We start from the raw sequence: 6,527 nt of genomic DNA, 5'->3' as shown, positions 1-6,527 counted from the left end.
AGCGTGCATTCACCATTCTTCTTACCGCCATGAGCGCGAAGGTATCGCAAGGGACGCGAAATATGGAATGATTATTTACCACATAGCTCACATAGACCACATAGATCGCGGCGTGCATTCATCATTCTGAATTCACAAAGTTTGAATTGATTATTTACCGTATAGCTCACATAGACCACATAGACCACATAGATCGCGGCGTGCATTCACCATTCTGAATTCAGCATTTTTCATTTTTTATCCTTCTTCATTCCTTTTCTCTGCGGCTCCGCGTGAGGTAATTTTTCTTTTACCGCAAGGGACGCGAAGGGAGAATCTGTGAAAATTATTTACCACATAGCTCACATAGACCACATAGATCGCGGCGTGCATTCACCATTCTTCTTACCGCCATGAGCGCGAAGGTATCGCAAGGGACGCGAAATATGGAATGATTATTTACCACATAGCTCACATAGACCACATAGATCGCGGTGTTCATTCATCATTCTTCTTACCGCCATGAGCGCGGAGGTATCGCAAGGGACGCAAAATATGGAATGATTATTCACCATATAGCTCACATAGACCACATAGATCGCGGCGTGCATTCACCATTCTTCTTACCGCCATGAGCGCGAAGGTATCGCAAGGGACGCGAAGGGAGAATCTGTGAAAATTATTTACCACATAGCTCACCTAGACCACATAGATCGCGGCGTGCATTCACCATTCTTCTTACCGCCATGAGCGCGAAGGTATCGCAAGGGACGCAAAATATGGAATGATTATTTACCACATAGCTCACATAGACCACATAGATCGCGGCGTGCATTCATCATTCTGAATTCACAAAGTTTGAATTGATTATTTACCACATAGCTCACATAGACCACATAGATCGCAGTGAGTAAAAGTGGTCAAGCTATATCAGGGACATAAACGCCTTCGCGGGACATCTTATCTTCTATTTTTTTTGCGTTTCTGCGGCTCCGCGTGAGGTGTTTTTTTTATCGCAAGGGACGCAAAATATGGAATGATTATTTACCATATAGCTCACATAGACCACATAGCTCGCGGCGTGTATTCACCATTCTGAATTCAGCATTTTTCATTTTTAATTTTTTATCCTTTTTCATTCCTTTTCTCTGCGGCTCCGCGTGAGGTGATTTTTCCCTTTTCTCTGCGGCTGTGGGTGATGTAATTCCTTATTTTTCATTTGTGTTTAATGGGGAAATAATTACCATATTTACTTTATTTATTTATATTTGAACCCTTATCGACACCCGCTTAGTATTTATGAAGCAGCTTAGCCTCTGGATTGTTTTCTTACTTTTAGCAGTTTCTTGTATCAGCAACAAAAGGATTACCTACCTCCAAAACCTTCCTGAAAACGAACCCATTGAATTGGATCAATTTATACCTTTTGCAGAAGTGGAATACAGGTATATCCTGCAGCCTTTTGACATTGTGGATATTGATTTTGCCTCTTCCAATGAGGAGCTGACCGAGGCATTTGAGTTTCAGGGTTCAAGGAATATGAGAGGCGGAATGGGAGGTGGAATGGCTGGAGGTGCAGGTGACATTTTTTATTTTACAGGCTATTCTCTCGATCAGGAGGGTTATATCCTATTGCCAAAAATCGGGAGGTTAAAAATATCCGGACTCAATGAAGAGGAGGCAAGGCTCAAGGTACAGGAGGAAATCAGGGTATATTTCAAAGAAGATGTTTTTGTCAAGCTTCGCATCGGCGGAATCCGTTTTACTGCCATGGGGGAGTTTAATGGTGGAGGTCCGATGGTCATCATGAAAAACAGGGCAACTATTTTTGATGCCATTTCTATGGCAGGGGAGTCCAATATATTGGCAAGGAAAAACAAACTCTTTTTGATCCGCCAATATGACGGTGGGACAAAAATCCATCAGATCAATTTGAATGACAGGGCATTGCTTGCCTCTCCTTTTTATTTTATCCAACCCAATGATATCCTGTATTTGGAACCTATGAACATCAGGCAGTTTGGTAATGCCGATAATTTTGCAGCTTCCTTGGGTTTGATCATTTCAGTGACGACTTCCTTATTGTTGATATTCACCTTAATCAGTGGTAACCTATGATCGAAGGCAAAATTGATATTTCGAAGTTTGAGCAGGAAGCAAAGCCGATTGACATCAAGTATTACCTGATCAAATACTCACGGTATTGGCCTTTGTACGCCACATGTATCTTTATAGCCTTGGTGTTGGTTTTTCTTTTTCATCGATACTCAGTAGAGGAATATGAAGTCCAAGGTACCATGTTGATTAAGCCCAAAACCTCTCCGGAGGTGCGGATATTGGACCGTTCCAATATTTTCTCTGGGAGCAATAACCTGGAAAATGACATCCTGCTGTTTACTTCCAAAAATCTGGCAGAAGAAGCGTTGAAGAAGGTCCACTTTGAGGTGAGCTACTATGCCTCTACCAATATCAAAGAAGTAGAGTTGTATGACAAATCCCCGGTCAAGGTTTTGGTGGATTGGTCAGTCCATCAGTCAGAAGGAGGTACTGTTCACCTTACCAAAGTTTCAGAAACGGAGTTTACCCTGACGCAAGAAGACAAGACATTTTTTGACTTTTTCAATTCCAAAAACAACCGGCCGTTGGACCCGGCCATCCTGAACAAAACTTACAAGTTTGGTGAAGTAGTCCAATCCGACCGGTCGAAGTTTGTGGTCCAATTGACAAAAGGCATGGCCGTAGGGGACAAACTTTACTTTATCATTCATAATCCTGTGGATGTATTGGACAATTATGCAAGGGCCGTGACCGTGAGACCGATCAACAACCTCGGTACGGTTTTGCAGGTGTCCATGGTCTCCCAAGTGGTGGAAAAAGGCCGGGATTATGTCAATGCCTTGATGGATTCTTATATTGAATTTGACCTGAGGGAAAAAAACCGGATTTCAGAAAATACCCTGAGGTTTATAGATGACCAAATGCATATCCTGGAAGATACCCTGAAGATGGTGGAGAGTTCGATGCTCAACTTCAAGGTGGATAATAAGTTGATGGATGTCAATTCGGAATTTGGTGGGGTGTTGGGAAATATACAGACTTTGGAGGAAATGATTCAAAATATTGATTTTGAGTTGAGCTATTACCAGTCCCTTCAATCTTATCTCAGTAAAAAGACCATGGATTATTCGGACATCGTTGCCCCTTCGATAGTGGGTCTGAGTGATGGGTTTTTGAATGGTCTCATCCAAAACCTGGTAACTGTGTCTTTGGAAAGGCGGAAACTTTTGGCTGTGGTCAATGATAACCATCCCAATGTGACCGTTTTGGATGAACAGATCGGCAAGCTGCGGGAGAATATCTTTGAAAATATCAACAACCTGGTTTCCAATACGGAACGCCGAAAAGCTGAGGCCCAAAAGAAGCTGCGGCAAATGGACGGGAAGTTTGCCCTATTGCCCCAAACAGAATCTGACTATACCAAAATCCTGAGGCAGTATACGCTTAGGGAGAATCTTTATAATTACTTATTGGAAAAGAGGGCGGAAGCGGGAATTGCCAAGGCCTCGAATGTTTCGGATAATGCCGTTTTGGATTATGCACGTAGGGGAAGTTTGATTTTCCCTAAGAAAACCCAGAATTATGGGATTGCTGTGGGATTGGGCTTTTTCATTCCTGTATTGTTCTTACTCGCCTTCCATTACCTCAACAATAGGATTATGGATCAGATCCAACTCAAGAATTCACTTCGGATCCCACTCTTAGGGACGATCGGACAGAGTAACAAGGATACCAATATGATTGTGGCGGAGCATCCCAAGGCAATGGTGTCTGAATCATTCCGGTCATTGCGGTCGGCTCTTTTTTATATTGCAAGTGAGAAAAAATGTAAGAAGATCCTGGTCACTTCCTCCGTATCGGGTGAGGGGAAGACCTTTGTCAGTCTCAATCTTGCAGCTGCGATGGCGCTGAGTGGAAAGAAAACCGTGCTGATTGGCTTGGATTTACGAAAACCCAAAATTGCCGATTATGTTGGCGTTGAAAACAAAGTCGGCTTGTCTTCCTATCTGGTAGACCGGGCCGGCAAAGAAGAGATTGTCATTCAGACCAAATACGACAACCTGTTTATCGTGCCTTCAGGTCCGATTCCTCCCAATCCTGCCGAATTGTTGTTGAAGGATAAGATGGTGGAGTTTCTAACTTATTTGGAAGGAGAATTTGATGTGGTGGTGATGGATACGCCTCCTATTGCATTGGTATCGGAAACCACGGATTTACTGCGTTTTTCTGATGTCAATCTGTATATCATCCGTCAGGATTATACCCATAAGAAGTATTTGTTGATGATCAATGACCTCTATGCCAATGATCAGGTCAGGGATTTCTATGCGGTATTTAACGGTATCCGTGCGGGTGGGGATGTTTATGATTTTGGAGGGTATAATTATGGTTATGGCTATAATTATTCTTACATGAAGAAAAACAATGTGACTGGAAATTATTACGAAGATGCAGAGGGAGAAAAGAAGCCTTCCATGTGGCTGGATAAGTTTTTTGCGAAGTTTAGGGTGTAGGTTAGGGGTTATTTGGTTAACTGGTTAACTGGTTAATTGTTGTCTGCTACGCGTTGTCCGAAAAGGTTATTTGGTTAAATGGTTAACTGTTGTCTGCTTCGCGTTGCCTGAGTAGGTTATTTGGTTAAATGGTTAAATGGTTAATTGTTGTCTGCTACGCGTTGCCCGAAAAGGTTATTTGGTTAACTGGTTAAATGGTTAATTGATGTCTGCTGCGCGTTGTCCGAGAAGGTTATTTGGTTAAATGGTTAGGACTGCTCCGAATCTCGCTTCTCGGATCTCGCTTCTCGGATCTAGCTTTGGAAAGGTGTTTAAAAGGTTAAATGGTTAATTGGTTAACTGGTTAATTGATGTCTGCTTCGCGTTGTCAAGTTATCTAGTTATCAGGTTGTAGTTGTTGTAGTTGTTGTCTGCTGCGCGTTGCCCGAGAAGGTTATTTGGTTAAATGGTTAGGACTGCTCCGAATCTCGCTTCTCGGATCTCGCTTCTCGGATCTAGCTTTGGAAAGGTGTTTAAAAGGTTAACTGGTTAACTGGTTAATTGTTGTCTGCTTCGCGTTGTCCGAGAAGGTTATTTGGTTAAATGGTTAAATGGTTAATTGTTGTCTGCTACGCGTTGGCCGAGCTTGCCGAGGCCGGAATATTTAACATTAATATCATTCAGAATGACGACTCCGATAATTACATAATTGGTGGAGAGGACGAAGGATCTCTAAAGGCGCTCTGCCACTCGCATCTCGGTTCTTGTTTCTTGGTACTTAATACTTGTTTCTTGGTACTTTATACATAATACTTGATACTATATTCTCATAAATGAAAAAAGTAGCCTTAATTCCTGCACGGTACGCTTCTACGAGGTTTCCGGCCAAGTTGGTGCAGGATCTTTGTGGGAAGTCTGTTATCCAAAGGACCTATTTGAGTACGGTGGATACGGGTGTTTTTGACCAAGTGGTGGTGGTGACGGATCATGAGGCCATAGCCGAGCAAATCAAAGCGGTGGGGGGAGAGGTTTTTTTCAGTACAAGGGAATTTGAAAGTGGTTCGGATAGGATCGCCGAGGCAGCTAGGAACATTGAAGCGGATATTTTTGTCAATGTGCAAGGGGACGAACCCTTTCAGGACAGGCAGTCTTTGGAGGATCTGACGGCAGTATTTTCAAATCCTGAGGTGCAGGTGGCGTCTATGATGTTTTCGATCCCGGCTGCGGATGCGCAAAATCCGAATGCTGTCAAGGTGGTGTTGGACAAGGATAATTTTGCACTTTACTTTAGTAGGAGTCCTATTCCATATGTGAGGGAGAAAGGAGTTGAAATCTCCTATTGGAAGCATGTCGGGATTTATGCTTACCGCAAAGAGGTGCTTTTGTCATTCACCCGATTGGCCAAGTCATTTTTGGAAAGCACGGAGATGCTGGAGCAATTGAGGTTATTGGAGAATGGGGTAAGGATCAAGATGGTTTCGACGGTTCATCAGGCGATTGCAATTGATACCAAGGAAGATTTGGAAAAGGCTGTAGCGTGGTATATGGAGAACAGGCTTTTATAGGAAATTATTAAGCCTAGAGTGGGTTAACAAATTTTTATTAACCAAAAAAGTCACGGAGCCCTAAAGCAAAAATTATTTCTCGCTAAGACCCAAAGTCGCCAAGGTATAGAAAGCGAAAAAGGGTAATGATAATAATTGGATTGAGAAAAAAAACCAGCCCTTGTCATCTCGAACTATCAATAACAGAAATGGATTTTTTCCCTTCGTAAAGCTCAGGGATCGGAATTCGGTTTTGGTGGGGGACCCTTAAAGCCCAATTGACATCGGTGGCTGAGCTTGTCGAAGCCGAAATTTTAAATAGGCGAAAAACTAAAAGCACACTGTCTATCCCCTTCTGAACATTTTAATAATGTTTACAACTCAGCAAACCACAAAGTAACAAAGGAAATAATAGTTCATTTTTAGCAATTGAGTTTATTGGGAGAATGGGGTA

3 protein-coding genes are annotated in these 6,527 nt (G+C 42.6%); all 3 read left to right on the top strand.

All coding sequences use genetic code 11. The annotated features are described in order from the left end of the window. Window positions 1–1,278: 1,278 nt before the first annotated feature. A complete protein-coding gene (locus M3O96_RS21725) occupies window positions 1,279–2,097 on the top strand; it encodes a polysaccharide biosynthesis/export family protein (protein ID WP_249725318.1) in 819 nt (272 codons plus the stop codon). Next, entirely contained in the window at window positions 2,094–4,550 is a 2,457-nt protein-coding gene (locus M3O96_RS21720) for a GumC family protein (RefSeq protein ID WP_249725304.1), read from the top strand. Before M3O96_RS21725 ends, M3O96_RS21720 begins: the two co-directional genes overlap by 4 nt. A gap of 812 nt (window positions 4,551–5,362) precedes the next feature. Continuing rightward, on the top strand, window positions 5,363–6,094 hold the full coding sequence (gene kdsB, locus M3O96_RS21715) for a 3-deoxy-manno-octulosonate cytidylyltransferase (protein WP_249725293.1): 732 nt from the start codon (window positions 5,363–5,365) through the stop codon (window positions 6,092–6,094). Window positions 6,095–6,527 lie beyond the last annotated feature (433 nt).

Source organism: Aquiflexum sp. TKW24L, from assembly GCF_023502205.1.
Lineage (GTDB): Bacteria > Bacteroidota > Bacteroidia > Cytophagales > Cyclobacteriaceae > Cognataquiflexum.
The sequence above is the reverse complement of the archived record's forward strand: the minus strand, read 5'-3'. Positions and strand labels throughout refer to the sequence as shown.

Excerpts from the sequence above, each read along its gene's own strand:
- M3O96_RS21720 (WP_249725304.1), top strand. The coding sequence starts at position 2,094 with ATGATCGAAGGCAAAATTGATATTTCGAAGTTTGAGCAGGAAGCAAAG.
- kdsB (WP_249725293.1), top strand. The coding sequence starts at position 5,363 with ATGAAAAAAGTAGCCTTAATTCCTGCACGGTACGCTTCTACGAGGTTT.
- M3O96_RS21725 (WP_249725318.1), top strand. The coding sequence starts at position 1,279 with ATGAAGCAGCTTAGCCTCTGGATTGTTTTCTTACTTTTAGCAGTTTCT.